Below are 26,488 nucleotides of genomic sequence, written 5' to 3'. Positions count from 1 at the left end.
TTTTTTAGATTGATGTCAGGTTTGAAAACGGTCTTGAATCTAAACTTTCAGACAAATTAGCAATAATGGAAAATCACTTAGTCTCGCGGTATAGGACACTACCTATGTCGAAATAGGATGGATGTATAAGTAATGCAGAACAACTATGTGAGGTTGGAGAAGGTAGTGAGGTATTTAGAATCTCACCTTGATCAACCGATGGTAATAGAAGAGCTATTATCAAAATTTCACTTCTCAAAATACCATTTTCATCACTTGTTCCGAGCCTATTATGGCGAGGGTGTATATGCGATGCGTAAGCGCCTGCTTTTAGAGAGGGCGGCACGAAGTATTGCTTATGGAGATGAGAGCATGACTGAGATTGCTTTTTCTTGTGGCTATGAAAACCAAGCTTCTTTTAATAAGGCGATGCGAAAGCAGTTCTCTTGTACACCATCGTATATTCGTCATCAAAAAACAGTTCCTGCCTTAAAAGGGCAACAACTCACTAGTTTTGAGGACATAAAGATGAATATAAACGTTGTCGATCGCAAGTCTACGGAAGTCCTGTATTCCAGAGGTAGTGGCAAATACAATGATGCTGCTGCAACCGCATGGGGTCAACTGATGCCGTTTGTTTATTCTAATCGCTTAATTCAACCCGAGACAATAACGATAGGAATAAGCCATGACGACCCGAATATAACCCTTGTAGATAATATACGCTACGATGCATGTGCAACGATCGTTACTGAGATGGAATTACCTGAAGGTATCGAGCGCAAGACAATCTTGGGTGGCAAATATGCCAAGGCCTTACACAAAGGTACTTACGAGAAACTCTCTGAAGCTTATAGCTATTTACTCTTGAAATGGCTACCAGAGAGTGGGTTTGAACTGCGAGATCAACCATGCTTTGAGGTGTACCTGAATCGAGACCCAAGACGAACTAAACCTGAGAATTTAAAAACCGAAATCTATATTCCGATCAAATAGCTAAGAGAGCTTCCCTTGAGTCAGTCAATCACGGCTGACTCACTTTTGCCCCAAAGTGAGCCAGAGAGGGATTGAACTCAGTTTCAAACCCTGCAACTTGCCTTACTTTTCTCATGCCTAGAGTTCCAACAATGTAGCTAAATGTTTTAATCCACAACAGACTAACCTTTAATCATACTTACGCACGAATATGTTGTTCAACTATTTTTAAGCCATTGAATAATAGAGAACTAAAAGAAAATTTTTGATTGATAACGTGCCTTGAATCGGAAGCAATATGTGCTTGCACGGTTTTCAACTGAAAATTAGAATCAAACTTGATTATATTTATAATTTTCAGTTGGTTAGGTAAAGCTCTTGATATATGCTGTATACATCAATTCGTGCTGGCACGATATTAAAATGTTATAAGCACAAGGAGTGCATTGTGGAAAAGTTTGCAATATTATCAGATATTCATAGTAACATTTTTGCGCTTGAGGCAGTGGTTAAGGATGCTAGAGCGAAAGGTTTTACGGCTTTCATTAATTTAGGTGATATTTTATATGGTCCGATAGCTCCGAGGCAGACATATGATTATTTGAAATCATTGGGTGCTATAACTATATCGGGTAATCAAGACCGACAGATATACGAGGCAACGGAAGCTGAAATAGAATCAAATCCTACAATGCAATTTATTCTATGTGAGTTGGACCAAGAGCCACTCAGTTGGATGAAGCAACTACCATTCGACTTACAAATCACAAATGACATTTATGCATGTCATGGGACACCAACGGATGACCTTGTGTATTTACTAGAGGATATTAGTACTGGAAAACCAATAGTTCGAACTGATCACGAAATACTTGAAAGACTAAATGGTATTACCTCTCCGGTTATCATTTGTGGTCATACACATACACCAAGGTGTGTTGAGCTATCTACGGGGCAATTAGTCATAAACCCTGGTAGTGTTGGTTTGCAGGCATATACGGATGACGAACCAAGTGTTCACTCAATGCAAAACTTTTCTTCAAGAGCATCATACGCGACATTACAGCGAAACACCGATGGTAAGTGGGACGTTGTTTTCCATAAGGTAACGTATGATGTAGAAAGTGCAGTAAGTGAAGCTCAAAAGAGAGGCAGAAATGACTGGGTTCATTTTCTATCCACAGGCAGGTGCTTATAACAAGCATTTAAGGTTTCAAGATACTTTTTCTAATCTTGTATAGATGATTTAGAGCTATAGTTCTAAATCATTTTTGTCCAAAATTGTCACAATATGATTTTTAACCCTTGGCATTTCCTGGTTCAAAAGCTCTCCCTTTTCGATTAGTGCCCCGTAAAACGGCTTTTACCGACAAACGGTTGTGTGCAAGATATATGGAGCATTTAGCTATCAGACAACATCTGGAGTAAAGGCAGCCGATTGAAAACCGATGACTGAATGAAGCAAGTAACGGGAGAAGCATTAAACACTAAACACTTTAAGCAGCCCTTGGTTGGCCGATAAAAACCGATTCTAAACTACTAAGCTCGTGAATCCTCACCTCAGTATGGCCTCGTGCCTTTTCTAAAGTTCTTAATGCGATCTGCTCATCATATTTAAAACAAAAATAGAAAAATAGTCATTTTATAGCCTGAGATAATATTCACTAAAGACGAATCATTTATACCAAAAAAGACTCCACCGCTAGATTGTATCCAAGCTTATGGATATTTAATCGAATTTAAATAATTGCCGTTTCCACAGCTCCATTTCTAGTCAAATGATAATTTGATAGCTATCACATTTAGAACGGTTATTTTCCCATACTATCTCGGCATGTTAATTACTTAAGAGTAATTAACAACCTAGTCATTGTTATTAATAAGCTTGAACCCAACTAGAAATAACAAGCGGTTAATTCCTACGTAAAATAAAATCATTATAAAATGATCGGAGACATTATCATGCGCATAGTATTAGCTTTAGGCGGTAACGCTCTTTTAGCAAGAGGCCAAGCATTAACGGCTGAGAACCAACGTGAAAATATAATCAAATCCGCGGCGAGTATTGCCGCGATCGCTCGCGAGCATGAGATTGTTATCGTTCATGGTAATGGCCCACAAGTAGGTTTGTTGATGGAACAAAACGCAGCTTATAGCGAATATTCACCAGAGACGACCTCGTACCCAATGGATGTGCTCGGCTCTCAAACCTGTGGCATGGTGGGCTACATGTTACAACAAGAGCTAAGAAACATTGATCCTGAATTAGACGTAGCGACGCTAGTCACGCAAACTGAAGTATGCAAAAAAGACCCTGCGTTTGCTAACCCGACTAAATTTGTTGGCCCTGTATATACAGAGCAACGAGCTAAAGAGTTAATGGCTCAGAGCACAATGCAATTTAAAGCTGATGGCGAGTACTACCGTCGCGTTGTGCCTTCTCCTCTGCCCAAAAACATTGTTGAAATTCAGCAAATTGAAACTCTTCTAGATACAGAAAATCTTGTTATCGCTTGTGGCGGCGGCGGTGTTCCCGTGAGTATCGAGCAAGGTAAGAGTACTGGCGTAGAGTGCGTAATTGACAAAGATCTTACGGCTGAATTACTGGCTGAAAAAATCCATGCTGACTTATTTATTATCTTAACCGATGGTTCGATTTTCCGTAACTATGGTAAAGAAGACCAAGCAGAAATGAAGCAAGCAACGCCTGCTGGTTTAGCAGAATTTTCATTCCCTGCTGGTTCTATGGGGCCAAAAATTGATGCCGTTTGTAAATTCGTTGAAGCTGGATTGGGTAATGCGGCGATTGGTTCACTATTTGATTTAGATAAAATAATTACCAATGAAGCTGGTACTCTAATTACGAAAGGCGAAGGTGTTATTTATTATTAGCATTATCGAATGATAATCACCACTAATATAAAACCTTGGGTTAAAGCCTCTTATTTAATAACGAGGCTTTTTTATTAAGGCCATATGAGTGCCAAATGGGGTAAATATTCATTCACTCACTGCATTTAATATTTTTATTTTTGGAAACAGCTTCTTTCAATAAACGGTTTGGTAGCGCAAGGGAAGAGTATTTGCGTTTACATCAATGAATCTACATGGACTCATTCGCATCCGCCTGATTTTCTGGCATCGCATCAATGAACGCAGGTAACTGGTTACACGCTTCGACAATCGAGTTAATCAGCGGATAAGGCGACATATCAACGCCAAAGCGCAGCGCGTTATACACCTGCGGCACCAAGCAGATATCGACAATGCATGGTGAATCCGTGAGGCTATACACAGAGTCACCGTGTGCTTTTCTGTGCTTTGCCAACTTCTCTTCTAGAGCACAGAAACCTTGGCTCATCCAATAGTGAAGCCAGTCCATTTTTGCCTCTTGCTCGCACGACAACTCTCGCTCCAAATACTGCAACACACGTAGATTATTCAGAGGGTGAATTTCCATCGCAATGTCCTGAGCCATCGCCAGTGCTTGATAGCGCAATGATGTTTGCTCTGGAATGAGCGAGGAGTCAGGGCTGCTCTCACACAAATAGTGTTCATCGAGATATTGAAGAATAGCCAGTGACTGATTGAGTTGAACTTCACCATCCACCAGCACGGGCACTAATTGGCTGGCGTTGAGCTCATGATATTGTGGGGCATGCTGCTCACCGCCATTACGCACCAAGTGCACCGATTTAGACTCGTAGTTGAGTTGCTTCAGGTTTAATCCAATACGCACTCGATAGGCTGCGGACGAGCGCCAGTAACCGTAAAGTATAATGTTCTTGTTCACGATGCTCTCACTCATACAGAAATCCTATTACGTGGATTATAGCGCTCGATACTGGCTCACTTTTTGGTCAATCGCACCAAAAATGGAGTCACCCGCTGCATCGAACATCTCAAGCTTGATCGAATCGCCAAACGACATGAATTGAGTCGAAGGCTTACCATCACGAATCGTCTCAATCATTCGCACTTCGGCAATACATGAATAACCCACACCGCCCTCGGCAATTGAGGTGCCGTGGTCAGTGCCTTGCTTATTAGAAACCGTGCCCGAGCCAATGATTGCACCGGCCGATAGTGGGCGAGTTTTCGCAGCATGGACTACTAGTTCAGCGAAATTGAAGGTCATGTCCACACCTGCATTAGGACAACCAAAAGGCTGGTCGTTGTAGGTCGATATCAACGGTAGATGTACCTTGCTGCCTTTCCATTGCTCGCCAAGCTCATCAGGTGTTACCGCAACCGGAGAGAACGCCGAAGACGGTTTAGACTGGAAGAAACCAAAGCCTTTCGCGAGCTCAGCCGGAATCAAGCCGCGCAGCGACACATCGTTCACCAACATCAGTAATCGAATCGACTCGTGCGCCTGTTTAGCACTTGCACCCATTGGCACGTCACCGGTCACAATCGCGACTTCGCCCTCAAAATCGATACCCCACTCGTCGCTAGCAAATTCAATATTGTCACGTGGACCAATAAAGGCATCTGAGCCGCCTTGATACATTAATGGATCGACCCAGAAGCTTTCTGGCATTTCAGCACCACGAGCCTTACGCACCAGTTCAACGTGGTTTACATAAGCGCTGCCATCAGCCCATTGATAAGCGCGTGGCAATGGTGATTCACAATACTGAGTGGCAAACACTTCACTTCCCGTCACATGCCCGTTATTGAGCGAGGTGTATAACTCTTCTAACTGAGGAGCAACGCTGTCCCAGTTATCTAAGGCTACCTGCATGGTGGGTGCAAGATGCATTGCGTGGAAAATCTCCGTCGCTGGCACGCACTGTTTGAGATCTTTACTCACGACCATCAATAGGCCATCGCGAGTACCATTTTTCTTGGTTGCTAATTTCATCCTTGTTGCCCCTTACTTCTCTTGCCAACTGTAGACATATTCTTTGTTTTCAACGCTATCGAGTTCCTCAGAGAACTGCAGTGCATGGCGAGTATCGATCATCACCGCCACTTCGTCGGTAAACTTCTTCTTATGCGCCTGCCCCGCCTTGAAAGCCTTTGGATGAGGCCCATGCGTGAAGCCAGCTGGATGGAAAGTCACCATGCCCGCTTCAATATTGTCGCGACTGAAAAAGTCACCAGCGTGATAGAACAGCACTTCGTCGTAGTCATCATTGTTGTGGTAGAACGGCACTTTCAATGCACCAGGATCGCTCTCAATCGGGCGCGGCACAAAGGTACACACCACAAAGCCTGCGCCAACAAAGGTAGTGTGTGCAGAAGGTGGCAAGTGGTAGCGATGCGACATCAGCGGTCTGATATCGCGCCAATTCACTTTCACCACAGCTAAGTCGCCATGCCAGCCAATTGCATCCAATGGATTGAACGGATAGGTGATCACGCTGACTTTGTCGTGGCGCTTCACCTGAACCTGAGTCTGGTTTTCAGAATACTGAGCGCGGAATTGATCGTTGATCGACGGGGTTTCAAGAACCGCCGGATCAAACACCGCGTGATTACCGACCATGCCTTTCTCTGGCAACGAGTAAGCCGCGTCTGTGTTCTCAATCATCAAGATAAACATCGGCTCGCTTGGCTCTAAACGCCAGTTGGTCGAGCGCGGGATCATCACGTAATCCCCTTCACTCACCTCTAGATGACCATAGTCACAATAGAGATCGGCGCTGCCTTGATGAATGAACAGCAGCTCATCACCGTCAGAGTTACGCACCAAGAAATCCATCTTCTCATCCATGCGCCATACGCGGATTTTGCAGTCTGCGTTGTGCAAAAGATGAGGCACCGCCCAAGGGGTTATCTGGCTAGCTTTCTCCACCAGCGTAAAATCAAAAGCGCGAGGACGTAAATCGCCCTCCCACTCCGACCAACCTGTTGGCGCATGTTGGTGATGAAAGTGAGCGGCAGGGCCGAAGAAACCACTTCGGCCCGCCTCTCGCTCATAGATTGCCTCTTCAGGGAAGTCGGCATGCGCTTGTTTCGAGCATACCCCCTCCCGATGAGGAAATGAGATCCATTTATGCATCGTCTAATACTCCTCGACGAATCTGGTCCTCTTCAATCGATTCAAACAGCGCCTTGAAGTTGCCTTCGCCAAAGCCTTCGTTGCCTTTACGCTGGATGATTTCAAAGAACACAGGCCCGATTACTGTCTGCGTGAAAATTTGCAGCAAGATGCCGTCTTTGGTCGGCGCACCATCAATCAGAACGCGCAGGTCACGCAACAGATCGGTGTCTTCCCCATGGCCTTTAACGCGCTCATCAACTTTCTCATAGTAAGTATCTGGGGTTGGCATAAAGTCCATGCCGCGATCACGCAGGGTTTTCACTGTTTTGTAGATGTCATCTGTAGCAAGTGCGATGTGTTGAATGCCTTCACCGTTGTATTCGCGAATAAACTCTTCAATTTGTGATTTATCGTCTGAAGACTCATTGATAGGGATACGGATTTTGCCACATGGTGAGGTCATGGCGCGGCTCACAAGGCCTGTTAGCTTACCCTCAATATCGAAGTATCTAATCTCACGGAAGTTGCCGATACGCTCATAAAAACCAGACCACAGGTCCATGTTGCCTTGTTTCACGTTGTGCGTGAGGTGATCGATCTCGTAAAGGCCTACATCAGCTTTCGCCATACGCTCTTCCGCATCATCATAGAATCGGAAATCAACATCATAGATGCTCTGCTTGCCGTAACGGTCTACGAAATAAAGCAAACTTTCACCGATACCGTAAATGGCAGGAATGCTCAGCTCCATCGGCCCTATTTCTGTTTTGTACTCTTCACCACCGCCCTTGAACGCTTGCTCCATGGCCGTCGTTGCTTCGTTCACACGAAAAGCCATGCCGCAGACCGATGGCCCATGTACCTTAGCAAACACTTCAGCTTGGCTGTGTGGCTGTTCATTGACGATAAAGTTGATGTCACCTTGTCGATACAGCCAAGCCTCTTTTGAACGGTGCTTAGCGATCTCAGCAAAACCAAGTGACACAAACAGCGCTTTAAGTTGCTCAATTCCCTTGTGGTCAACGGCCGTGTATTCAACAAACTCGAATCCATCCGTGCCAAGCGGGTTGTATGTATCCACCATGAACTTTCTCCTTGTACCTATTGGTTTTGTGTTACGTTTTTTGTGAAATGATTGTTTTTTGTCCTTAATTAAATTTGGCCCACAAGCCGAGATAATGGAATGGGTGGAGGAAAATGGGCAATTTCGATGAAACCCTGTCAATTTGTAAAATATTTGTTACACACAGACAGCTAAGGCAGGAAAGTGAGTGCTATCAAGGGATTGAAAGGTGGTGGTTTGATTTACAACTGAGGAATGGATGTTATTGAATTGTTACATACGTACTTTTGTCAGCTGAGGTAATAAATCGAACATTAGACTGATGATGCAAAAAAGCCGCTGTGTCAGCGGCTTGATGAGTTCTAGAACGAAGCTAATTCGAATATAAGAATCGCGTTAATCCCAGTCGAGAATCGACCAATTCGGTTGATCGGCTAACGCTTTTAAACGCGGGCATGGGTTCACCAAATAAGCAAAATCAGCGTGTTCACACAAAGGTAAGTCGTTGATTGAATCCGTATAAAAGTGAATGTCTGAGTAGTTGGTTTCTTGGTTGTCTAACCACTCTTTTAAACGGGTGACTTTACCTTCTCGGTAACTTGGTACACCTGATATTTGAGACGTAAAACGGCCTTGTTTTTCAATCAAATCGATACCAAGTGCGTTTTCGATACCCATCTTACGGCCCACGGCTTCCACTAAGAAAGTTACGCTGGCAGAAATGATCAGCATATCGATGTCGTCATTTTCTAGCTGTTCAATCAAAGGTTTCGACTGCTTGAATTGCTTAGGCAAAATATGCTGTTCGACACACTCTTCAACCAATGCGGTGACTTGCTCTGTTGGCATGTCGGCCAGTGGCTGCATGGAAAATCTTAGGTAATCTTCCATGTTCAGCTTACCTTCTGAATACAGGCCCATTAAGCGCTTATCTTCTTCGATAAAGTTGGGGGCTGTGGCAATGCCCTTTTCAACCAAGAATTCATTCCATAGCATCGCTGCATCGGCATTGATCAGCGTTTCATCCATATCAAATACATACAAAGGTTTGAACATCTTAGGCTCTCACAGGTTGAATTTCGTTAAGGTTAAACAGGAGTTCAAGTTGGCAGTATGCTATTACGAAATTGTGACAAATTAAGCGTATTTTCGTGGCAGTTGCATTTCACCCATATGACAACCGTTCCTCCTTGCTTACGTCTTAAGTACAACAACTTATGAATTCAATCTGTATTGATAAGCGGTGCATTGGCTATCTAAATGTTTTGATTAACTCGATATGTGTTAGCTAACCAAGTACTAATTAGCTAAAAAAACTCCGACGGATTCAGTCGGAGTTTTATTTGATTGAGTATGCTTTAGCGAGACATCAGCTAGTTGAACCTAAACAATCTTCTGCTCACTTTCGCCCGCGAGATCGCTTTTATCCGACATAAAACTCGCGGCAATCTCTCTCAGCTTGCCTTGATTAACAGGCTTAGGTAAAAACTCATCCATCCCCACATCGAAGCACAAGTGCTTGTCTCGCTGTACAACGTTGGCAGTGAGCGCAACGATAGGAATATGTTTAGAAGTCCCCTCCTCCAGCGCTCGAATCTGTTTAGTCGCTTCGAAGCCATCAAGAACCGGCATCTGACAATCCATAAAAATCATCACATACTCATTGTATTTGAATTTCTCGACTCCAACTTTACCGTTGTCTGCGATGTCAACTTCAAAACCCAACTTCTTGAGCATCATTTTGGCGACTTGTTGGTTCACTCTTGAGTCTTCTACCACCAACACTTTTCCGCTAAATAACGCGGTTTCAGGCTTAGACTCTTCAGCCTTGACGCTCTCTTTCGCCACCACCGCTGGTTTAGTTGTTGGTGCAGGCTCATTATCCTTAAACGCGACTTCACCTCGGTTTGGATAGGTGAAGGTTGAAGTATCCGCCGATCTTGCGAGTACCTCACTGACGGTCCATTTAAGTTGGTTATCTTGATAAGGACGAGCAATGTAGGCAACAAACCCCACTTGCTTAGCGCGTACTTCATCTTGTTTTCTTGGGTCGGCAGAGATCATTACCAATTTAGGACAATCTTTACCAAATCGCTCCATTAACCTTCTTGCTAGCTGGAACCCATCGATGGAAGGCATGACTTTATCAATCAACACCAGATCATAAGGTGACGACTTCGCAACAGACTCTGAAACCAGATCTAACGCTTGAGTAGCGGTTTCACAGCACTTGGAGGTCACGCCAAATGACTGAAGCTGTGTAGAGGTAATACGCATGTTCAGCTGGCTATCATCAACCAGTAGTACAGAGACTTTATTAAAATCAATGTTGCTCTCGTCGACGTCCAAACACGGGTCAAAGTCAGCAGTAAAGTAGAATGTACTTCCCTTACCTTCGACACTGGTTAGCTCAAGCTTACTGCCCATTAGGGTTACGATCTTATCGCATATCGTTAGACCAAGCCCGGTGCCTCCGTAAATACGCGTAGTGCTGCCATCTGCTTGTTGAAACTTATCAAACACCGATTGTTGCTTGTCTTCTGCAATACCGATACCACTGTCGGTCACCTCAAATTTCACTCTGAGCTTTTGTTCTGGTTCGATGACTTCTTCCAAGCGAAGTGAGAGCGTGACATGACCATGCTCAGTAAATTTGATTGCGTTGCCGACTAGGTTATTCAGGACTTGTCTTAACTGGGTTCGATCGCCAATCACCATGGTTGGGATCTTAGGATCAATCGTCAGTTGGAATCTGAGCCCTTTCTGTTCGGCTTTGACTCTGAAGGTCGACTCTACATCAGCAGCAATGCCCATCATTTTCATCGGTTCTTGCTGAAGTTCTAAACGACCCGCTTCAATTTTCGAATAATCCAAAATGTCGTTGATAAGGTCGAGAAGAGTCAACGAAGAGGTATTAAGCATGTTGACGTACTCTTTTTGCTCTTTCGGCATATCCATTTCTGAAAGCAGAGACGAAAGTCCGATAATTCCATTCATTGGAGTGCGGATTTCGTGGCTCATGTTAGCCAAAAATTCACTCTTGTTACGGTTAGCAACTTCAGCCGTCTCTTTGGCTTTAATCAACTCTTGATACTGTTGACGAATGCGTTCAATTGATTGGTTGTAGCTGTTTTCCAACGTCGATATTTCATCTTTATAAGTAGAGTCGGTTGGCGTTAAAAAACGTGGTTTATTGTCTTCAACTTGCTGCTCGTTTATCTGAGAAGACATGGTCATTAAGCGTTTGACTACCAAGCGATAAACAATGGCCAAAGAAACCAATGACAACAAAAAGATTTTCACGGCTTCAAAAGCGAGTAGCAACAGCACTCGCTCTTCGAAGTCATTGAGGATCATACTTAAATCGGATTGCACCGTGAGGGTTGCAAGTGGGAAGTCTTTTCCCCCCATCTGATACACCATTTCCCATGACTGAGAATACGATTGCCCAGCAGTAGGGCTGCCAAGCTCTAAGATTTTTTCATCAGGGTTTTCAATGAGGAGATAACTAACCGAAGGGAGGCGTGAGATGCCCTCTGCTTGCACAAACAACTGAGCACGATCTTCAACCCATAGGCTTGACGTTAAACCAGAAAGGTAGCCAGCTTTAACCTGCTCGATCTGAGAACTGATAAAAGAAACTCGATTTTGGTACTCCACATACAGCCCCAGACCTGTCACTATAACTGTGAATAAGGTACTGATGGCAATGATGGCCCCGATCAACTGTCGAGAGAGTCCAATATAGCGTTTTCCTTTTTTCACCATATAAAAATTACCAATGTTGTTATCTTAGTAAACTACAATTACTCAACTAGTATAGTAGTAGTCATTCATCAAATAACTAGGGAAGGTTATGAAAAAACATCTTATCGTTGCATCCATAGTCAGTTTGTTTTCAAGCAGTTATACTTTTGCAAGCGAACCTCTTCACTACTACATTATTGCCAGCCAAGCGCAACCTTTTCAGATCGAAACTGACGGGTCATCTCACAGAGGAATGGTTTCGGATATCGTTGAAGCCGTGTTTGATGACAGCCAGTATGAGATCAACTACCACACCTACCCATTTAATCGAATGATCGATAAGCTCGATGCTAGAGAGAATCCAAACTGGGTAACCTATGGCAGCCCTAGTTGGGGAAATATCCAATCAGTTAACCTGTCTAAAGACCCGATTTACAATGTAAAACACGTATTACTCAGCAGCGGTAAAAAGCCGTTCGAGTTCAATACGATTGACGATTTAGATGGTAAAGCAGTGGTATTGCTGGTGGGATTTGAATATCCAAACTTAGAGCCTTACATACAACAAGGTAAGCTCAATGAGATCCGAGTAAAAGATTATACGGCTGCATTCCGCGTTATTAACCGTGCACCTGGTGATACCGTATTTGTAGAAATGGAATCACGAATCAAATACAACTTAAACGAGCAGAAGCTCAGTATCGACGACTACCAGATGCAAGAGTTTGGTTCAGTAATCAATAACTACCCCATCCATTTAGCGTTTGACCCTGAGATGGATCCTAAGCTCGAGACTTTTATTAACCAACGTTTAGACCAAATGAAAGACGATGGACAGCTTGATGACATCGTCCAAAGTTACTTATAGTTCTAGCGTCACTCTATGGCTCGTTAGCGCCCTCTAGCGACTTCGGATACCGGAACTACAGAAATACAAAAGGCCGCTCTGTTTTTAGCGTACAAGCTAACTAGAGCGGCCTTTTTAATGTGTACTTAATGTGATGTGATCAACGAAGTTGTTGGCGCACTGCCATCAAGATTTTTCCTAAGTGATTTGCACCGGTTCCGTCTCCCCCGTCCCCCCAAAAGTGGTCTTTATGAGAGTGTTCTTTGATCACCGAATCACCCGTGCTCGTTAAAAACAAAGCAAACTGCGGGTTTTGTGTGAATTTCTCGGTCACGATGAATCGCATCACCTCAACACGAATATCGTACCAGTCCTCTCGAACCTGCTCTTCGTATTGTCGGCTTAATGAGAATGCTTCAGCAGGTGTGCAGGCTTCAAGAATCATGTTTCTCAGCGATGGTGAAGAAAACTTCATCGCCTGATAATAGTGCTCACTGGTTGCCCACACTTGCCCATCCACCTTGATCGGGCAAGCGGCGAAATTTGACAGGTATCCGTTCGGATCTTCTGGTTCATAAAACAACACTTCTTCAGCTTGAGCCACAGAGTTCGACATAGCCTTCTCCCTACCAACGACATCGCATATTTTTGCTTTAACTTTAAAATTAGTGGCGTTGCATATTACTGTCAAACAACTTAGTTCAAGAGTATGTCATGTGTGTGCTTTTCATCTGAAAAGCGTAATGTCAAAAGGGAGCAGCTTAGCGGAACAGTGAGGTCAATAACTAAAATATTGATTTAATCTAGATAAGATTTATGAAAGAAACACTTATAAATCAAAGGGTGGCATGGTACCACCCTTCTAAATGCAATGGGGATTATTAGTGAATAAGACCTAACTCCCTCGCTTCTTCCAGACTCAAACCGCTTTCTCTAATTTCTCTTAGAGCCTCGATACGACGACGAGCTTCAGCAGACTTCATTTTCTTTTCTGGTTTGAAAGCTACTTCTTCTTCAGCATCCCACTTGTTTGCAATATTTGTCATTTCATCATGGTTGATAGAATTAATGGACATGTTTTCCTCCGAAAAGCACCATGTAATGGACAGGTAATCTGTAGCAAATGCTTTTTCGCTTGTTAAGAAATTCTGTACTGAAGTGTGATGATTACGACGCTTCATAAAGCTAATTAATAAATGCCTCATTTAAACTTTGCCAAAGCCATTTTCTGCAATTACATTTAAAAGATTCCCCATAATAAATGTGGTTTGATCCAACTCTCATTTCCCCCTCTTTCAATGCTTCTTTTCTGCTGAAAATTCGTGAAATAACCCAAGATAAATTTCGAGGCACTTCATCCTTTTCGTGCTCGTTGCTTCCACTAAATCCAACACATGCTAATGATAATAGTTATCAATATCATAACTGAGTATTTATCATGTCTGTGGGAAATTCAGATAAACCACTTCTCGAAGTGAAGAATCTATGTGTCGACTACATCACCGATGACGGTGATTTCAATGCAGTTAAGTCCGTAAGCTTTAGCATAGGCCAAGGCGAGATTTTCGGCTTAGCCGGAGAATCCGGTTGTGGCAAAAGCACCATCGCATTTGCCATTAACCGTCTGCATAAGCCGCCGGCTTTCATCTCTGAGGGTCAGATACTGTTTGGTGGGCAAGATCTACTGAGCTTATCGGACAGCCATTTGAATACTTTACGTTGGAGTGAGATCGCCATGGTGTTCCAAAGCGCCATGAATTCACTCAACCCAGTATTAACCATCGAAGAGCAGTTTGCTGATGTGCTGCGTCACCACAAAGGCATGACCTACGAACAAGCCAAAGATCGCGCAGAGAAGTTACTCGACCTAGTCAATATTCCGCGCAACCGACTCACGGAATACCCTCATCAATTTAGTGGCGGTATGCGTCAACGATTAGTGATTGCGATTGCTCTCGCGCTCAATCCCAAACTGATCATCATGGATGAGCCGACCACGGCTTTGGATGTGGTCGTACAGCGTGAGATTCTGCAGCAGATACACCAACTCAGAGAGGAGTTTGGCTTCTCAATCCTCTTTATCACTCATGACTTAGCATTAATGAGCCAACTGTGTGACCGCATTGCCATCATGCGCCATGGTCAAATCGTTGAAGTCAATCAAGCCTACGAGATTCGCAACAACCCGCAGCACTCCTACACCCAAAAGCTATGGAGTTCTTTCCCTAATATTCACGAACATGCTCACGCGACAGCTTGCTAGGAGAGCTCTATGTCACAACCTATTTTTCAAGTAAAAAACCTCGTCAAAGAATTCACTGTTGGTGGGGGATTTGGCAAAGAAGAGATCTTTAGAGCATTGCATGGTGTGAGTTTTGACTTACATGCAGGCAAAACACTGGCACTGGTTGGCGAATCTGGCTGCGGGAAAAGCACCTGTGCACGATTGATGACCAAGGTTTACCCTGCGACCGAGGGAGAGATACTGTTCAAAGGCAGAGACATCTCTACGCTCAAAAGCCGTAAAGATATCTTAGATTATCGCAGCCGTGTACAAATGGTTTTTCAAGACCCCTTTGGTTCACTCAATCCAACTCACACCATTGAGCACCATTTAACGCGCCCACTTAAGATCCATAAACAGGTAGCCACTAAACAAGCTCTCACAGAGCGCCTCAAAGAGTTATTAACGCTGGTGGAGTTACCCATAGAAACTCTCGCCAAATACCCTCACGAGCTCAGTGGCGGCCAAAGACAGCGGGTTAACCTAGCTAGAGCGCTTGCGGTTGGCGCTGAAGTTATTCTTGCTGATGAACCAACCTCGATGCTGGATGTTTCGATTCGACTTGGCGTGCTCAATCTAATGCAGAAAATGAAGAAAGAGTTAGGGATCGGTTTTTTGTACATAACCCACGATCTTGCCACGGCACATTACATCGCAGAAGAGACGGCGGTGATGTACAAAGGGCAGATCGTCGAATGGGGCTCAACCCAGTCGATCCTTACTAATCCTCAACACCCATACACTAAACTGTTGATCTCTGCCGTCCCTGATCCTGATCTGCCGTTTGGCGAACTCGTCAAAAATGAGCCAAACTATTCAATAGACGCTGATCGTATTCGAGAACAGAGCAGTGAAATACAGCATAAAATCAAACAAGTTGCTGATAATCACTTTGTAAAACAGTGGGATAACGTTGCATGAATGAACTAGACACTTGGTTAGATCGGATCGGAGATTGGTACAAAGACCGAAAGCATGATCAAGTGGACCGGTTAGAACCTTTGATCTTAACGCCTCCAGATGCTCTCTGGGGGCCCTTGATCACGGATGAGCAAAGCAAAGGCATCGCATGTTGGCTAGACGGATGCCTTAGAATCTTTAATTTCTATCGCCACCACGCGGACTCACTGAATCCGAAGTTGGCTTCGCAGGAAGCCAGCAACTCAACTCATCAAGAAAAGGCCTACCAATACCTGATGTTTGCCTATAGCAAGCTCCAAGCCGTATCCTGTGATTCAAAATCAGAACCGGACTTACAAGAGTGGTGCACACAGCGGTTACAACATTTGTGTGTATTGGCTTTGGAATTTACGAACCAACAGCAAGAACCACGTTGGAAAGCAGAATCAGAGAGATTGATCGAATCGCATGTACGCTTTATGGCAGCCCATCCCCGAAACGATGATCAAAGTAGTCTTCAACGCCACCTCCACTGATCAAGCCCTTCTCGATCAAACATCAAATCAGGACCTCATCAAAGTTAGATCCGTAGAAAGCATGATCTAGCCTTGATCATGCTTCAGCGTTTAATTCTGTAAGCTATTGAATTTTAATAGTTAGCTGAATTTCAGGCAAAAAAAAGCGAGTCCCTTAGGAACTCGCAAAAATCTATTCAGTATGATGTAACAAAATATGAGCCAATCTATTAATCATAAGAAAGGACAAAGGTTGTCTATTCGGGATAAATATTAATCAACTGGATGCGTTACTTTGTCATCACTTTGTCAGCGTTAGGTGCGATTTTAATCAGCACCTAATGTGTTCAAAACTATCCATTCATCAGCGCTAAATACAGGCTTATCGCTACAGGATAATGACTAGTGGCCAATCGCCATTTCATCGAGCGCAAGGAACACGTTTTCGTCAAGGTGACCTTCGTGAACCTGTTTACACACTTTACGACGCACAGCTAAACCAGAGATCAAACGTTCAATGGACAAGTGTCGATTGCTGGTGCTATCACGATCGTTGTACAGCTCAATCAAACGACTCAGTGTTTCGTATGGAATAACCTCTTCCCCTACTCTCAACCAATCAAGCTTCTCAATGAGCTCTGAGCACTCTTCTTTGATTGAGGCATGTGAGTGCCCTGTCATAGCGGATAAAGCCGTTATACTGCGTTCTAGAGCCTCTGCAGAGGTATATTTAGAGAGAGTAATCATGATCTCGTCAGCGTTGATCTCAACAGAGTGTTTACGTTGCTTAACTCGACGTCCCAATTTGCCTCTTGGCGACGGTGCTTTACGCTGAATTGGCTCAAACTCACCATCGATAATCTCAGACAACTCTTCCAGCTTCTGCTTAGACACCATCTCGTTACGAAGTGGGTTCGGAAGCGTTGGCGCCATATTACGCTTACCGGCGTTGGTAGTGCGCGCTCTTGAATATCGTAATACTTCTTCCACATTACATTTGATATCTACTTGATAATCCGTCGTTTTGCCTTTTTCGATCAACGCCGTGATCGTCAAGTGATAACCCCAAAGATTAACCAGGAAGGTATCTTCTTGATCCCCGACTTCGCCCAGTTTTCTCAGTTCACGGATCAGATCCATCGAGAACCGACGCCAATCGATGTTACGGGCTAATTTCTGATTCAGTTCGCTCAACAACATGCAATCAGAATGGCGACGTGCCATACGGCTTCTGAAGTACGAATACATTTGGAAAACCAAGGTATGTTGCTTCAGGATTTCTGGCGGAAATAGGAAGAAATAGTCACGCGTCAGCAGCTCTTCGTAGAACGAAGGTTCCCAAACTAGGATGTATAGGTTGGGTTTAATGCGAATTTCGCCGTCAGAGCCCTCTGTAGGCGCTTCTTCTGATGCAGTAATGGTTCTCGCTAAGAATCGGAAACGATCACTCTTAAAGCCTTCTGGCATGTTCTCACTAAGCCAGCGGCCTGTAAGCTCATGCAGTTGGAAATCCGTAAATTCGATACGATCAATACTGTCGCGGATCGAATCACGTGCCGGGCCACTATCTTTCTTACCACGTAAAGACAAAATGTCAGTGATGTAGAGTGGTGTTTTGTTCGGCGTGTGTTTAGCGTCTAGATGGTAATCATCTTGGTGATGATCATGATATTGAACGGTAAGCGTGAATAACGCGAACAGCGTCATCAGATCATCAACTGTCATGATATTTTTAGAAGATCGTGTCTCGATCACAGCTCGAGTACCGGAGATCGAAACCATAGATTTCTGGTAGCTCTTACGAGTTCTAGGAGGCGCTAACGCTTGATCAATAATCCCCGCCCAATTGGTTGGCGAAACAATGAATTGATCCGCTTCATCTTTCATTGTCGGTGGGGTATTCAGTCCATGCTCGTTCAGTAAGCGCTTGTTTACTTTGGTTTGAGCTAGAGCTTTAGAGCGTTTTTGCTTTTCATTTTGCTTCACGCTTTCTGTCACTAAACTGGTGGCACCCAGTACCGATATCAATTGGTTTGGGTTCACAAAGCGATGCAACATAGTTTTACCAGCAAGGCCTTCTTCAAAGCGAACGGGGATTTGTTTGAACAACCCAATATTTACTGCCGCTCTTAGCCTTTGTTGTAAGGCTGCGCGAGTGACTTGACCATCGGTTGATTCAATAATCTCAGTGGTGGAAACGTACCCGTCTTTGCTGCTAAACCCACGAAGTGAAATTAGATTAAGAAGCTCAACTATGCTTTTAGTGACACCTTTGAAGTGTTGATATTGTTCTATCCATTCAACGGCTGTTTCAGATACCTCAAATAAATGACCATCTTTGTGGCTTCGTGCCTTAATTAACAATTTCTCTTCTGGTTTCATTTTTGATCCGTATCACACTAACCGTAATTTCACTATAGTTCCTGAATGATAAAGAAAGAATGATCATAAATAAAGAGAATTTATTGGCTTTTAAATAACTGATCTTTTTGATTAATATGATCTTAAATGATTAAGTGATCTAATGATCTGGACGTAAGTTTGCTTTTAAGTTGCTGAATTTAAAGTGTTAAAATAAATCAGCTTGGAAAGCATGATCATAAAGGACTCGAAACTATGATCATTATACTTAAGAAAGCATGATCACAGAACATCAGAACGATGATCATTAAGTCATTGTAAGCATGATCATTATTGGTTCGAAAGCATGATCATTATACTTATACAGCTTATCCACAGATCGGAATTCAGCATAGGTTTCTAACTCGCTTTTAACTTGTCTCCGTGGACACTTCTGACGCCCAATCTAGCGGAACAATGATCAAGAGAGTGTACTTTTTTATCGTTCCCACCCTATTGAGCACAAAATTTAGTCTGTATTCGCTGATAATGAATTGCTTTGATGGATTGAGCACAGGTGCGTCTTAACTAGGAAGCATGATCATGAAATTGTCATGTTTGTGTATTCTTGGTCTGTGTAGATTGAATTTTCAATGGTTGAGCCCTTATAGGCGTTGAATCCCCATTGCAAAAGCATTTGTCCGTAACTTAGCTCCTAAATTATATGCTTCCGGAACGATATTTACTTGATCATTTTTCCGGAAGTTGATCATTTCTAATGTGCAGTTACTTGGATCAATATCGCTAAGTTTGTGCCTTGATCATGCTTCATAATTTGGCGTTATTAATTATCTTACGCGTTACGTATTCCATGATCATTCTTCCGGTTACGCTCTAATCTTATCTTGTTTTCTGGCATTCAAGCTTCTCTTCTATTTTGAATCTTTTGTCCATTCTGCGTTTTTAAATTTTTATTGGCTCGAAAATCTATAAATTAGAATGCAAATCACACCAACCGTAATCTATGATTGTATTTCAATCGTTCCGAAGATTTTTTGCTGAAATTCCATTTACATTGTAAATAAGTGATGCTGTAACACTTTAAATGTATGTCAGAAATAGCATGGTTATACATGATAAAAATGGTCATTTTTTGTGTTTGTCTTAGCCGCTGTTTCATCAAACTGTAAAAATACAGTCTATTTTATGTGATTTCACTCATAAATGTATGTTCATGTTTTTGTTGTGTTTGTTGTTAATCGCTGTACAATTTGTACTTAGTTAATCATTACGGAAACTGGCAATGAAAAGAGAACAAACGATTGATAAGCTCTATCAGCTAGCCGAACAAACTCAACAAGTTCAGGCTGACCGAATTGAGATTATTTTGGAAGAGCGAAGTGATGAACATTTCCCTCCAATGTCTAAAGCTATGATGGAGACTCGTTCTGGTTTAACGCGTCGCAAACTCGATGAAGCGATCACTAAGCTTGAAGCTGATGGCCATCAGTTTACAAAGAACAACGCCAATCATTACTCGATTTCATTGACAGAAGCTCACATGTTGATGGACGCGGCAGAAGTGCCAAAGTTCCACCAACGTAAGCAGCACGCTGACAATAAGCCATGGATTATCAACGTACAAAACCAGAAGGGTGGTACGGGTAAATCAATGACAGCGGTTCACTTAGCTGCTTGTTTATCTTTGAATTTAGATAAGCGCTACCGTATCTGTCTAATTGACTTGGATCCACAGGGCTCTTTGCGTCTGTTCCTAAATCCACAAATTAGTGGGGCAGAGCACGACAGTATCTATTCTGCCGTCGATATCATGTTGGATAACGTGCCTGAAGGCCAAGACGTAGACCTAGAATTTCTTCGTAAGAACGTACTATTGCCAACTCAGTATCCAAACCTGAAGACAATTTCTGCATTCCCAGAAGATGCGATGTTTAACGCTGAAGCGTGGCAAAGCCTTTCACAAGATCAATCTCTTGATATTGTTCGTCTGTTGAAAGAGAAGCTTATCGATAAAATTGCCGATGATTTTGATGTGATTATGATTGATACCGGCCCGCACGTTGACCCTCTAGTGTGGAACGCAATGTACGCGTCGAACGCACTTCTGATTCCATGTGCAGCGAAGCGTTTGGACTGGGCTTCAACGGTTAACTTCTTCCAGCACTTACCAACGGTTTACGAAATGTTCCCGGATGATTGGAAAGGGCTAGAATTTGTTCGTCTAATGCCAACCATGTTTGAAGACGACAACAAGAAACAGGTGTCAGTTCTGACTGAAATGAACTACTTGTTGAATGACCAAGTCATGATGGCAACCATTCCAAGAAGCCGTGCTTTTGAGACCTGTGCCGACACTTACAGCACGGTTTTCGATCTAACGGTGAGCGACTTTGAGGGCGGTAAGAAAACTCTAGCTGTTGCTCAAGACGCAGTACAAAAAAGTGCTCTAGAATTAGAGCGCGTATTACATAGCAACTGGCCTTCACTTAATCAGGGATAACAACAATGGCAATTAAAACATCTGACTTAAATGCAAAGCTATTTGGTAAAGCAAACAAACGTCGCGTAGCAACGCCTCAAGAAGCGCAAACTGCTGCCAAAGAACAGGCTCAAGTGATTGAACTTTCAGTTGCGGGCGAAGAGTTGGTTTCATTTGAATTGGTTCGTATTCCGGCAGCCGATGTCGCAACTCGAACGGTTGTTTTTGAAGAGAATGCTCGTGAGCAATCTTTCTTAAACGAGCACGCGCTTTCTGATGTTCTTACTACATTAAAAGAACGTGGTCAGCAATACCCAGCGGTTGGTCGTAAGAACAAAGACGGTAAGATTGAAGTTCTTGATGGTAGCCGTCGTCGTATGTCATGTATTTTGGCTGACAAAGAGTTCCTAATCTATGTTGCTGAAAACATTAACGGCGACCATGCTAAGTTCTTATCTGATGTTGCAAACGCTCATAAACCGCTTTCTCTTTACGAGAAGGGTAAAGAGATGCAAGCGAAGCTGGATAAAGGCGAAGCTGAAGACCAAAAAGCACTGGCGAAAATGTTCCAGTGTAGTGAAGCTTTGGTGAGTGGTGCATTGAAAGCGGCCGCTTTACCACTTGAATTGCTACAAGCTTACCCAAATGTGAGCGACCTTGGTCGTCCAACTATTGTTAAACTGCACAAGCAGTTTGGTGGATTGACGAGTGAACAACAGCAAACATTGCTGACTAAGTGTGATGCTTCTGAAGGTTTTGTTTGGCAGCGTAGTGAAGCTCAAGGCGTAACTCGTCTAACCAAAGACGTGACAGAAACTTTGGAAGGTTGGATTCTTGAGTTGGCACCAGCGCCAGCAAAGAAAGCCTCTCCAAAAGTTGAGCTCATTAAAGGCCGTGCTTCATACAGCCGCAAAGGTTCAAACTTAACGTTGAACCTTAAGAAAGTTGATGATGCGACAATGGAAGAGATCCTTGCTTTCGTACAATCGAAGCTCGACTAAGTCGACGACTTTTCATTCCTACTCTAAAGCCGCTTTATGCGGCTTTTTATTTGGCTGTGATAAACTGTGTTTAGATGAATCTGGACGCTAACTATGACAAACCCAACCAACTCTTTTCTGCATACACTTTCTAATATTGCTCAACATAACGATCACCGTTACGGTGTGGTCTTTGAAGGTGATTTTGATTGGCAAAACTCTGCTGTTTTTACCTTCCTTCAAGACTCATGCACTCCGAGCATCTTCCAGATTGGCGGTACGCCATTTGAAGGTGTAATTCATGTTCCAGTAAAAAAAGGCCAACAACTGCTTGGTCGTGAGTGCCAAGTTCTTGTTTGTGATTTTAGAGAACAGTTTGATGCGAATGGTTTTAGTGCCGCGCTCGGTTCGTTAGTCGGTGGTGGACTGTTGTTGGTGTTGCCGCCAAAAATTGATGGCTCTGAAGATAGCGAGAGCTTTGGTCAACGTTGGTTAAAACTCCATTTCGACAAACTGATCTCTGTTTCACAACAGAATGAAGCAGAGGGGGTTACTCAAGCGACTAGCGCTCTTCCTAAGAAGCAAAGCCTTAAAAATGGTTTGGACAAATTCGAACAGCAAAAAATGGCCGTCGAGTTAGTTAAGAAAGTCGTCACAGGGCATCGAAAACGCCCACTTATTTTAACTGCAGACCGAGGACGAGGTAAAAGCTCAACTTTGGGTATTGCTGCTGCCGGACTTTTGGCAGAGCGACAGGGTTTAAATATTATTGTTACCGCTCCGTCTGTGAAAGCGATTGAGCCGGTATTTTCTCATGCGTTACAGCGACTCGATACGTGTGAAGTCATTAACGCGACTCACATTGGTTATCAAGGTGGAAGTTTAAGGTTTGTCGCACCAGATGAATTACTTAAATCTAAGCCTGATTGCGATCTGTTATTGGTTGACGAAGCGGCTGCAATTCCAATCCCAATGCTTAAATCCATGGTCGATATCTATCACCGTATGGTTTTTTCAACCACGGTACACGGTTACGAGGGCAGTGGACGAGGGTTTGGTATCAAGTTCGAATCTTGGCTTTCTGAGCATCGTCCGGGGTGGAAAGGCTTTAAGCTCGAACAACCGATTCGTTGGAATAACAACGATCCACTAGAAGCTTGGTTGTTTGATTGCTTCCTGCTTGGTAACGACGTATCGCTAAGTGACTCCGCAGTTCATGAGTTAGATAGCTTTTCTGCTGAAGAAAGCAACCAATTAAACTTGGTCGAGTTGTCAAAAGCAGAATGCTTGGCTAACCCTGAGCAGCTACAGCAATGTTTTTCTCTTCTCGTTGATGCGCATTATCAGACATCGCCGAACGACTTAATGCAGTTCTTAAATAATCCAGCTATCCATTTATATGCTGCTTGGCAGAAAGATGAATGTCTTGGTTGTATGTTGGTGACGGAGGAGGGCGGTTTAGATAAAGAGTTGACCACTCAGATTCAACTTGGAAAGCGCAGGCCTCAAGGTCACCTGGCTCCTGTTTTACTCGCAAACCAACTTGGTTGTACTCAGGCTGCGACTAGTCGTTGCCTTCGAGTTATGCGCATCGCAGTTTCAACTCACCATCAAGGTTCGGGAATTGGGCGTTGGATGCTGAAGCTGCTATCACAGCAAATCAGCCAAGCAGATTATCTGGCGACAAGTTTTGGTGCGACCAGCGAATTGATTTCTTTTTGGCGTGGTAGTGAGTTCGAAGCTGTGCACTTCGGCCACCAGCGAGATCAGGCAAGTGGCTGTCATTCGGTTTTGATGGTTAAGGCACTTAATTCAAACTCTCAAAGCTGGATTAACCAAGTTCAAAATCACTTCGAGCGTGGCTACTGTTTTCTTGTTTCTGGTTCTTTAGTTTCACTTGAAACCAATATGGTGCGCGCACTGCTGCCAAAGAGTGTACAAACCGTTAGTGAGTTTGAAACTCAATTAGTTAGAAATTACGTAAACGGTGGCAATAGTTATGATGCGATTAGCTTCAGCGTATTGAATTTGATTTTGTTCAGTAACGATCGAGAAGCCAGTGTTTCTGACTTACTTATCGCAAAGGTCGTTCAACAGAAAGAGTGGGGGATTTGTGTCGAGCAGTTTAATCTTGTGGGTCGTAAACAAGCAGAGATTCAGTTTCGTAAAGATGTCGATGCTTTGCTAGCAAATTTACAGTGTAAATAGACAGGTCATCATTTTAATAGACTTACCGCTACGAATTAGATTTACAGTGTAAATTAGAATCTTGGATTTACACTGTAAACTGGAACACAATAACGAAATCAGGTTTTACCTGGATTTCCTGTTTTAGCCTTTCTGTTTTATCTCTCCATTACAGCCTCTAATCTTTTATACCTACTGGTCTTTACTATTTGGCCCAACCTCGTATCAACATTCAATCGCACGAAATATCTTGGAAAATTCACTAATGTATTTGTAAAGGTGAAGCCGATCATAAAATGTGTCAGTCTTATTTATGAGTCATGTTTGCAGAATCGAAAGTAAGTGATGTGACGCTGATTATTCTAATAATGTGATTCTAAGCGCAGAACGAATTATATAGACTGAATAACAACTGAGTCATTAGGGATACTCAATTCGAATGTGGGATAACATCGTTACATTGTCGGAAGATAAGCAACAAGTGATGGCGTGTCTGCCAACTGGGTTTGTGGTCGACGCAAGCTTTGATAATAAGACGCTGCCAGCAACCTTGGAAGCTTTGAACGCATCAAACTATTTTATTTTCGAAGAAGAGGTTTTGCGTTTTGTCACTCTTGCTAAAGAAGGTAAGGGGGAAGCTTATGAAGGAATCTTGATTGCAGAAGTTCGAAATGCCAATGTTACGGTCGAATTATCTGATGATGAGATGCTCGCAAGTCTTGTGGTAACGGGGCCATATAATGGACATGCGCTGCGTGGTAGCGACATTATTCATTGTTTAGCTCAAGCCCACATAACAAAAGGAATTAATAAGTTAGCGCTCAGAAAAGCATTAATGATGAGTAACAAGCTTAAGCCGGGCGAAAAGTTTACTCAGCCAGTCGCCAAGGGGACACAACCCGTAAAGGGTAAAGACGCAAAATTTTCCGCTTTGGTTGAAGATATTACTCGCCAAGTTTTGAAGCCTCGCAATAAAGACGAAGGCAAGATCGACATGCGAGATTTGGGACAAACCATTACCGTTGGTCAAAATGATCACTTAATGAAACGTACCCCCGCAACCAAAGGCATTGCAGGCTTTACCGTCCAAGGTCGAGTTATCCCACCGCTTCCTGGACAAGACAGTTTAATCAAGCCTGGAAAAGGTACCTACATCTCCCCTGAAGATCCCAATCTACTACTCGCCTCACACCCTGGATTGCCCATCATTAAAGATCGAACCATCGAAGTGGATGACGCCTTATGTGTCAGCAACGTCGATGTCTCAACTGGGCACGTTAAATTCAAAGGCAATGTCTTTGTCTCTGGCAACATCGAGCCGGGGATGATCGTCAAGGCGACCGGAAGTGTCACTGTGGGTGGTTTTATTGAATCAGCCGAAGTTCAAGCTCAGGGAGATATCAAAGTCGCGAAAGGTATTATCGGCCACACCACCAAAGAGGGTGAGCCAAAAAGTTGTAAGGTATTCAGTAAAGGTTCCATTACTGCAAGCTACGCACAGAATGCCGAGCTACAAACCGCCGGTGACCTTCGACTTGGTGTGCACAGTATGAGTAATGACATTCGCTGTGGTAACAATCTTATCGTGATGGACAGTTTGAAAAAGCATGGCACGCTCAGTGGTGGCGAAGCCAAAGTCGGTGGAAAGATAGAATGTGTGTTCTTAGGTGTTGAGGGAGACACCGCAACCAAGGTACATGGTTTTGCACGCTACGATGGCTACCGACAAAAGATAGCCGAGCTGAAGGAAACTTATAAACACACTCAAGAGCAAACCATGGGTGTGATCCGCCAAGAGTTAGAATTTAAGAAGCGCCCGAAAGCTGAGAGAAGCGAAGAGCAAGCCCTAGAAATTGAGCAGCAACGTGAGAAGAACAACCTCGCCATTGAAAATACTAAGTCGCAGTTGGATACCCTCGAAGCGGAATTTGAAACCAACCTTGCCGAATGCACCATAGAGGCTCATGAAAAAGTGTATACCCGAGTGACGATCCAGTTTGGTGATGAGACGGTCACTACTAAGCGAACGCATGGTGGCAGTGTATTCTCGTTCAATCAATACGAGATTCAATGTTCATTTAAGATGGAACAAGAAGATATCTCATTGTGATTGAAAGACTCTCAGTCTGAATGATTCTGACTAGATCGGTTCGAACCGTTTTCTATATATTCGAATAAA

Annotated in this window: 20 protein-coding genes; 11 read left to right on the top strand and 9 right to left on the bottom strand. The window is 43.4% G+C overall.

The window, feature by feature from the left end; all coding sequences use genetic code 11:
- The first annotated feature begins 132 nt into the window (after positions 1–132).
- From CWO13_RS03085 to CWO13_RS03075, 3 genes are all read left to right on the top strand, one after another.
- The gene (locus tag CWO13_RS03085) at positions 133–975 is read left to right on the top strand and encodes an AraC family transcriptional regulator (RefSeq protein ID WP_102431583.1); all 843 of its coding nucleotides are present in this window, start codon (positions 133–135) and stop codon (positions 973–975) included.
- A 427-nt stretch (positions 976–1,402) separates the two neighbouring features.
- On the top strand, positions 1,403–2,152 hold the full coding sequence (locus CWO13_RS03080; protein WP_102431584.1) for a metallophosphoesterase family protein: 750 nt from the start codon (positions 1,403–1,405) through the stop codon (positions 2,150–2,152).
- 764 nt (positions 2,153–2,916) lie between these two features.
- On the top strand, positions 2,917–3,846 hold the full coding sequence (locus CWO13_RS03075) for a carbamate kinase (protein WP_102431585.1): 930 nt from the start codon (positions 2,917–2,919) through the stop codon (positions 3,844–3,846).
- Between the two features lie 211 nt (positions 3,847–4,057).
- Here CWO13_RS03075 and maiA read toward each other — a convergent pair whose 3' ends face one another.
- From maiA to CWO13_RS03045, 6 genes are all read right to left on the bottom strand, one after another.
- Positions 4,058–4,762, bottom strand: a complete 705-nt coding sequence (gene maiA, locus CWO13_RS03070; RefSeq protein ID WP_108082521.1) for a maleylacetoacetate isomerase — start codon at positions 4,760–4,762, stop codon at positions 4,058–4,060.
- 21 nt (positions 4,763–4,783) lie between these two features.
- Positions 4,784–5,821: a fumarylacetoacetate hydrolase family protein gene (locus tag CWO13_RS03065; RefSeq protein WP_107898574.1), complete on the bottom strand. Its 1,038-nt coding sequence runs from the start codon at positions 5,819–5,821 to the stop codon at positions 4,784–4,786.
- 12 nt (positions 5,822–5,833) lie between these two features.
- Positions 5,834–6,964, bottom strand: a complete 1,131-nt coding sequence (locus CWO13_RS03060) for a homogentisate 1,2-dioxygenase (RefSeq protein ID WP_102433009.1) — start codon at positions 6,962–6,964, stop codon at positions 5,834–5,836.
- The gene (hppD, locus tag CWO13_RS03055) at positions 6,957–8,030 is read right to left on the bottom strand and encodes a 4-hydroxyphenylpyruvate dioxygenase (protein WP_108082520.1); all 1,074 of its coding nucleotides are present in this window, start codon (positions 8,028–8,030) and stop codon (positions 6,957–6,959) included. Before hppD ends, CWO13_RS03060 begins: the two co-directional genes overlap by 8 nt.
- A 375-nt stretch (positions 8,031–8,405) precedes the next feature.
- A complete protein-coding gene (locus CWO13_RS03050) occupies positions 8,406–9,065 on the bottom strand; it encodes an HAD family hydrolase (protein ID WP_102433011.1) in 660 nt (219 codons plus the stop codon).
- A gap of 327 nt (positions 9,066–9,392) precedes the next feature.
- Entirely contained in the window at positions 9,393–11,777 is a 2,385-nt protein-coding gene (locus CWO13_RS03045) for a response regulator (protein ID WP_108082519.1), read from the bottom strand.
- Between the two features lie 88 nt (positions 11,778–11,865).
- Here CWO13_RS03045 and CWO13_RS03040 point away from each other — a divergent pair, with 88 nt between their 5' ends.
- Entirely contained in the window at positions 11,866–12,624 is a 759-nt protein-coding gene (locus CWO13_RS03040; protein WP_102433013.1) for a substrate-binding periplasmic protein, read from the top strand.
- Between the two features lie 139 nt (positions 12,625–12,763).
- Here CWO13_RS03040 and CWO13_RS03035 read toward each other — a convergent pair whose 3' ends face one another.
- Complete coding sequence (locus tag CWO13_RS03035) at positions 12,764–13,294, bottom strand: NADAR family protein (protein ID WP_102433014.1); 531 nt, start codon at positions 13,292–13,294, stop codon at positions 12,764–12,766.
- A 190-nt stretch (positions 13,295–13,484) separates the two neighbouring features.
- Positions 13,485–13,679: a PA3496 family putative envelope integrity protein gene (locus tag CWO13_RS03030; protein ID WP_048660531.1), complete on the bottom strand. Its 195-nt coding sequence runs from the start codon at positions 13,677–13,679 to the stop codon at positions 13,485–13,487.
- 362 nt (positions 13,680–14,041) lie between these two features.
- On the opposite strand from CWO13_RS03030, the gene CWO13_RS03025 reads away from it, so the two are divergent.
- Genes CWO13_RS03025 through CWO13_RS03015 form a run of 3 tightly spaced genes read left to right on the top strand, consistent with a single transcriptional unit; the run spans position 14,042 to position 16,323 of the window.
- Complete coding sequence (locus tag CWO13_RS03025; RefSeq protein ID WP_102433015.1) at positions 14,042–14,866, top strand: ABC transporter ATP-binding protein; 825 nt, start codon at positions 14,042–14,044, stop codon at positions 14,864–14,866.
- Between the two features lie 9 nt (positions 14,867–14,875).
- A complete protein-coding gene (locus CWO13_RS03020) occupies positions 14,876–15,808 on the top strand; it encodes an ATP-binding cassette domain-containing protein (protein WP_048663996.1) in 933 nt (310 codons plus the stop codon).
- Positions 15,805–16,323, top strand: coding sequence for a transcriptional regulator (locus CWO13_RS03015; RefSeq protein WP_108082518.1), 519 nt, complete (start codon positions 15,805–15,807; stop codon positions 16,321–16,323). The genes CWO13_RS03020 and CWO13_RS03015 overlap by 4 nt, the downstream gene beginning before the upstream one ends.
- Before the next feature lie 381 nt (positions 16,324–16,704).
- Here CWO13_RS03015 and CWO13_RS03010 read toward each other — a convergent pair whose 3' ends face one another.
- The gene (locus CWO13_RS03010) at positions 16,705–18,684 is read right to left on the bottom strand and encodes a replication initiator protein RctB domain-containing protein (protein ID WP_048660528.1); all 1,980 of its coding nucleotides are present in this window, start codon (positions 18,682–18,684) and stop codon (positions 16,705–16,707) included.
- A 1,261-nt stretch (positions 18,685–19,945) separates the two neighbouring features.
- Here CWO13_RS03010 and CWO13_RS03005 point away from each other — a divergent pair.
- From CWO13_RS03005 to CWO13_RS02990, 4 genes are all read left to right on the top strand, one after another.
- A complete protein-coding gene (locus tag CWO13_RS03005) occupies positions 19,946–21,163 on the top strand; it encodes a ParA family protein (protein WP_048660527.1) in 1,218 nt (405 codons plus the stop codon).
- Between the two features lie 5 nt (positions 21,164–21,168).
- Complete coding sequence (locus CWO13_RS03000; RefSeq protein WP_108082517.1) at positions 21,169–22,143, top strand: ParB/RepB/Spo0J family partition protein; 975 nt, start codon at positions 21,169–21,171, stop codon at positions 22,141–22,143.
- A gap of 93 nt (positions 22,144–22,236) precedes the next feature.
- Complete coding sequence (locus CWO13_RS02995) at positions 22,237–24,330, top strand: GNAT family N-acetyltransferase (RefSeq protein ID WP_108082516.1); 2,094 nt, start codon at positions 22,237–22,239, stop codon at positions 24,328–24,330.
- A gap of 418 nt (positions 24,331–24,748) precedes the next feature.
- Positions 24,749–26,419 carry a DUF342 domain-containing protein gene (locus CWO13_RS02990; RefSeq protein WP_108082515.1) on the top strand — a complete coding sequence of 557 codons (1,671 nt, stop codon included), beginning with the start codon at positions 24,749–24,751 and terminating at the stop codon, positions 26,417–26,419.
- Positions 26,420–26,488 lie beyond the last annotated feature (69 nt).

Source organism: Vibrio sp. ZF 223, from assembly GCF_003050585.1.
Lineage (GTDB): Bacteria > Pseudomonadota > Gammaproteobacteria > Enterobacterales > Vibrionaceae > Vibrio > Vibrio crassostreae.
Note: the sequence above shows the minus strand (reverse complement) of the source record. Positions and strands in the feature narration are given on the sequence as shown.

Excerpts from the sequence above, each read along its gene's own strand:
- CWO13_RS02990 (WP_108082515.1), top strand. The coding sequence starts at position 24,749 with ATGTGGGATAACATCGTTACATTGTCGGAAGATAAGCAACAAGTGATG.
- CWO13_RS03015 (WP_108082518.1), top strand. The coding sequence starts at position 15,805 with ATGAATGAACTAGACACTTGGTTAGATCGGATCGGAGATTGGTACAAA.
- CWO13_RS02995 (WP_108082516.1), top strand. The coding sequence starts at position 22,237 with ATGACAAACCCAACCAACTCTTTTCTGCATACACTTTCTAATATTGCT.
- CWO13_RS03045 (WP_108082519.1), bottom strand. The coding sequence starts at position 11,777 with ATGGTGAAAAAAGGAAAACGCTATATTGGACTCTCTCGACAGTTGATC.
- CWO13_RS03075 (WP_102431585.1), top strand. The coding sequence starts at position 2,917 with ATGCGCATAGTATTAGCTTTAGGCGGTAACGCTCTTTTAGCAAGAGGC.
- CWO13_RS03025 (WP_102433015.1), top strand. The coding sequence starts at position 14,042 with ATGTCTGTGGGAAATTCAGATAAACCACTTCTCGAAGTGAAGAATCTA.
- CWO13_RS03010 (WP_048660528.1), bottom strand. The coding sequence starts at position 18,684 with ATGAAACCAGAAGAGAAATTGTTAATTAAGGCACGAAGCCACAAAGAT.
- CWO13_RS03040 (WP_102433013.1), top strand. The coding sequence starts at position 11,866 with ATGAAAAAACATCTTATCGTTGCATCCATAGTCAGTTTGTTTTCAAGC.
- CWO13_RS03020 (WP_048663996.1), top strand. The coding sequence starts at position 14,876 with ATGTCACAACCTATTTTTCAAGTAAAAAACCTCGTCAAAGAATTCACT.
- CWO13_RS03000 (WP_108082517.1), top strand. The coding sequence starts at position 21,169 with ATGGCAATTAAAACATCTGACTTAAATGCAAAGCTATTTGGTAAAGCA.
- CWO13_RS03085 (WP_102431583.1), top strand. The coding sequence starts at position 133 with ATGCAGAACAACTATGTGAGGTTGGAGAAGGTAGTGAGGTATTTAGAA.
- CWO13_RS03050 (WP_102433011.1), bottom strand. The coding sequence starts at position 9,065 with ATGTTCAAACCTTTGTATGTATTTGATATGGATGAAACGCTGATCAAT.
- CWO13_RS03065 (WP_107898574.1), bottom strand. The coding sequence starts at position 5,821 with ATGAAATTAGCAACCAAGAAAAATGGTACTCGCGATGGCCTATTGATG.
- CWO13_RS03060 (WP_102433009.1), bottom strand. The coding sequence starts at position 6,964 with ATGCATAAATGGATCTCATTTCCTCATCGGGAGGGGGTATGCTCGAAA.
- CWO13_RS03030 (WP_048660531.1), bottom strand. The coding sequence starts at position 13,679 with ATGTCCATTAATTCTATCAACCATGATGAAATGACAAATATTGCAAAC.
- CWO13_RS03005 (WP_048660527.1), top strand. The coding sequence starts at position 19,946 with ATGAAAAGAGAACAAACGATTGATAAGCTCTATCAGCTAGCCGAACAA.
- maiA (WP_108082521.1), bottom strand. The coding sequence starts at position 4,762 with ATGAGTGAGAGCATCGTGAACAAGAACATTATACTTTACGGTTACTGG.
- hppD (WP_108082520.1), bottom strand. The coding sequence starts at position 8,030 with ATGGTGGATACATACAACCCGCTTGGCACGGATGGATTCGAGTTTGTT.